The following is a 3,810-nucleotide window of genomic DNA, read 5'->3' as shown; positions in this document are numbered from 1 at the left end:
GGCATCTCTAAGCCTGTTGACCCAAAAGTGGACTAAGCAGATCCACTCTAAATCATCTGCAAATCTTATTATACGAGCAAGACCGGCATGGAAAAGGGCTTTGGAATGTAATCGTCAATCCGCAAGTCAAAACCTTTTAATTGATCTTCTTCGCTGTCGAGAGCTGTCAGCATGATGATTGGAATATCTGATTCCTCCCGAATGGCCCTGCATACTTCATAGCCATTTAAGCGGGGAAGCAGAATGTCCAGCAGGATTAAATCGACATGGGAGCTGCGGAATACTTCGATGGCCTGTTCGCCGTCAGAGGCGGCAACAACCTGATAGCCCTCATTTTCCAAATAGTTCTGCAAAAGCTCCCGGATGTCGTATTCATCCTCGACTACTAAAATTTTCACCATGTGATTCACCTCACCAACGCGATTATAGCAGAGAATTATGAATTTTGTGTGGAGTTTTACTCCTACATAAAATTCATTTGGATTTTTGTGGTCTCATTATACCTTACCACCCCAAATGTATCAACCTTGCGCTTTTTTGCCTGCTGTCTATTTGAAGGAAAACTGGAATTAGCGGGTGGAGTAAACGGGGCCAGAGAAACGGGCAAGCAGGGCATCGTGGGACCCACGATGCAAAATTGGACCTCCCGCCCACGGCGGGAGGTCCAATCTGCTTGTTGGTGGCAGCGCCCCCAAACCCCTTTGAACAGCCTGGTGGGGCTGGCTGCGCGTTCCTGCGGAACGCTTTTTTGACGGGCCTGCGGCCCTCTGGAACGGTGAAAAATCATCGTTCCTCCTCCCGGCGGTCCGCTTCCTTTTCCTGCTCCTGGGACTCATAGCCCATGAGCTTCTGCACGTTGGCCCGGACGGTCAGCAGCTCCTTCATATATCCTCCCGCGCCTTGCGGAAATCGGCGTAAGCCGCCTTTTTCTCCGCCAGCAGCGCGGCATATTCAGCCTGTAAGCTCCTGATGGTAGGCAGCTTTTTCAGCCCGGATTCATCGAAAAATTTCTTTGCCGCCTGATGCAGCAGGATGTCACTCTCATGCTCGGCCTTGAATTTTTTCGAGTACCCAACCTTGCGGTAGGCCACATAGACCTCGCGGGTCTTGGCATAGTTGATGATGTGCGTTTTCAGTACGGCGATCTCCGCCATGCGCTGCTCCGCCGCCTTGATTGTGGCAGACAATTCGTGATAGCGCCCGGTAGCTTCGTCCGCTTTGGCGGCGAGGTCGACATAGTCCAGCAGGCCATGCTCCGTCAGATAGTTCAGCGTCTGCGCCATCTGCTTGAGATTGAATGTCTTGGCCCACCTTGCATACCCGGCCCCCTTGCCCGCCTGGAGCTTGGCCTGAATATCCACCAGCAGATTCACCTTCGGCGGATCTGCGCGGCGGATATTTTTGGAAAGCAGAGTGTGTTGTTTCTCCCCGGCGAGGACGGCCAGCAGCGAGGGAATGGAGTAGTCCGCCCCCATGCTGTCCCCGTCCAGCCGGACAAACTGTTTACCACCCGGCGCTTTCAGCCGGATGGATTTGCCACGGGGCGAGACCTCTATGCCAGCGTCCCGCAGCAGCTTCAGCAGCGCATCCAGGTCGGCGGGTTTCCGTGCGAGGGCATCATCAATCGCCATGCGAAGCCGGTCCCGGTGACAGGGCGGTTTGCTCCCCAGCCACTTGTTGTAGCTCTTGCCCCGGCGCTTGGGATTTTCCACGATGGAGTAGCCGTTCTGGACGCAGATGGTGTCATTCAGCCGCCGCACCGCCCGCCCGGAACCGAGAAAGTCCCGGAATTTCCGGTCATGGTCCAGAGTGGTGGAGTTCCAGATGATGTGATTATGGATGTGGGCTTTGTCTACATGGGTGCAGACGATAAAGGCGTGTTTCCCCTTGGTGAAACGGCGGGCCAGCTCATAGCCCAGGCGGTTGGCCTCCTCCGGGGTGATCTCGCCGGGGACGAAGGACTGCCGGATGGTGTAGGCGATCACATCATCGGCCCCGCGCCGCCGCCCGGTCCTGGCGAGGTACTGACGCTTGGACAGAAGAAACTCCGCGTCCGCGATCCGGCTGTCGCATTGGTAGCTTGAGATCAGCCTGCCGCCGTCCGTCTTGTCAGGATTCTCCACATAGTCGATGATGTCTTGAATGGCCCTGCCCACGGTCCGGCCCTTGCCAGTGTGCAGAGACATAATGCGGGTGGTGGCCATTGGCAGTCTCTCCCTTCAAAAGAAACGGCCCGCAATTTGCGGACCGTTTTGTGTATTCAGTTTTCGCCGCACCGCTCGGCTATCGCCTCACCCATGAGCCGAATATCCACATCCTCAGAGGGCCGAAGCTCCCGCTTGTAGCCCCCGGTGAGCTTGAAACCCTGATATTCCTCGTACCGGGAGCGCAGTACATCCCGCAGATGCTCCGGGGTCTGGCACAGCCGGGAAGTCACCCAATCGCTGTCACTTTTCCTGCTGCTCCAATCCACCACCAGATAGCCCTGGCTGACAGTCAGTACCTCGCATGAATCATCTTCGGTCAGATAATCCGCGAATACCTCTAACACTTTTTTATAGGTCAGCATGATGAACACCTCTTGAATTTGATTTGATACCAGCATACCCGCACCGGCGAGTTTTTGCAAGGATGCGGCCCCGCCGCTTACTCCTTTTGCGCCTGTGTTGGAAACTGAAAAATAATTTTCTGCTTACGCCGCGCGTAGTCCAGAGTTTTCGCCGCCCCACCCAACCCATGCGTGACGCTGGAGATCACTACATCGCTCTCCCGGACCATCCACTCGTTTCGTCTGACGATAGCGTAACGGGGCGGCACGTTCTCAAGAGGCGGATAGGTGGTATCGTCATAGCGGGAGGCATCCGTCTCCCGGTTGAGGTAGGCCAGAACCAGAATGGCCGTGATGTGGGGATAGACCGCCTTTTGCCGCCTCACCGCCGCCGCTGCCAGACTGTCAAAGTCTCCGTAGCCGCCGAGGTAAAATGTGGCCGCGCCGCCCTCAATCAGCGATGGGAGTATTATATCCAGCCACTTGGAGAAATTGCCGGTCTGATATATTTTACTGTGGCCGCAGAACGTAACAATCACCCGCATCCCCCCATTCCCTGCTCCCTGCATAATAGCACAAAATCCGCAAATAGTACAGTTACAGGGACTAATTTTCTGAGCTGTCCTGTTACAATTTTTGCGACAGGGTGGTGATGGGGTGAAGCTAAATCAGGCGGTCAGCGAACGGCTGACACAACTGCTTAACGAAAAGGGCATGACACAGTACCAGCTCTATATGAAAAGCGGTGTACCAAAGTCAACAATAGGAAATGTGGTTAATTGCTCCTATGATTCCGTCAAGTTGAGGGTAATCCATGAGATGTGTCAAGGGCTGGGCGTCGGACTTGATGCTTTCTTTGCCTCGCCGCTTTTTGATGAAAATAATTTAGAGCCATAAGCCTCCAAGGAAAGAGTGTCCTGGAGGCTTATGCTTTTATTGGAGTTTTGCCAGCGAGGTCAAAATTCTCTGTGCCGCATCCCACAGCCCGTCATAGCTCTGCCGCAGTTCGTCCAGATCAGCGTCATAGAATCGCCCGGTCTCATGGACGCGGCGGGTGAGCTGGTTGAGGTTGTTGCTGGACCGGCGCAGCAGGGAGACCATCTCCCGCAGCTCCGGCAATTCCAGATTGACCACATAGCCGTCCACGGCCATCTTGCGGAGATATGCCGCCATGTTGGTCGTGCCGAGCTGCTCCATCTTCTGCTCAATCAGTACCCGTTCCTCCGGCGTGTCAACGCCGATATGAAATTGTAAGAAAACGC

5 protein-coding genes and 1 pseudogene are annotated in these 3,810 nt (G+C 54.8%); 1 reads left to right on the top strand and 5 read right to left on the bottom strand.

Annotation, left to right across the window (positions count from 1 at the left end; all coding sequences use genetic code 11):
• Window positions 1-68: 68 nt before the first annotated feature.
• The 4 genes and pseudogenes from D1641_RS18555 to D1641_RS18540 form a co-directional block, all read right to left on the bottom strand.
• Window positions 69-401 (bottom strand): response regulator, encoded by a 333-nt coding sequence (locus D1641_RS18555; protein WP_243149482.1) that lies wholly within the window; start codon window positions 399-401, stop codon window positions 69-71.
• Window positions 402-783: 382 nt separating this feature from the next.
• Window positions 784-2,204, bottom strand: a pseudogene (locus tag D1641_RS18550) (relaxase/mobilization nuclease domain-containing protein).
• Window positions 2,205-2,260: 56 nt separating this feature from the next.
• Window positions 2,261-2,569: a hypothetical protein gene (locus D1641_RS18545; protein WP_160668433.1), complete on the bottom strand. Its 309-nt coding sequence runs from the start codon at window positions 2,567-2,569 to the stop codon at window positions 2,261-2,263.
• A 77-nt stretch (window positions 2,570-2,646) separates the two neighbouring features.
• Complete coding sequence (locus tag D1641_RS18540; protein WP_201757436.1) at window positions 2,647-3,093, bottom strand: hypothetical protein; 447 nt, start codon at window positions 3,091-3,093, stop codon at window positions 2,647-2,649.
• 112 nt (window positions 3,094-3,205) lie between these two features.
• On the opposite strand from D1641_RS18540, the gene D1641_RS18535 reads away from it, so the two are divergent.
• Window positions 3,206-3,445: a helix-turn-helix transcriptional regulator gene (locus D1641_RS18535; RefSeq protein ID WP_160668431.1), complete on the top strand. Its 240-nt coding sequence runs from the start codon at window positions 3,206-3,208 to the stop codon at window positions 3,443-3,445.
• 36 nt (window positions 3,446-3,481) lie between these two features.
• On the opposite strand, the gene mobC is transcribed toward D1641_RS18535, so the two are convergent.
• Window positions 3,482-3,790, bottom strand: a complete 309-nt coding sequence (gene mobC, locus D1641_RS18530) for a plasmid mobilization relaxosome protein MobC (protein ID WP_160668436.1) — start codon at window positions 3,788-3,790, stop codon at window positions 3,482-3,484.
• Window positions 3,791-3,810: the final 20 nt, after the last annotated feature.

Source organism: Colidextribacter sp. OB.20 (assembly GCF_009911595.1).
Classification (GTDB): Bacteria; Bacillota; Clostridia; order Oscillospirales; family Oscillospiraceae; genus Lawsonibacter.
This window is presented reverse-complemented; position numbering and strand designations above follow the sequence as displayed.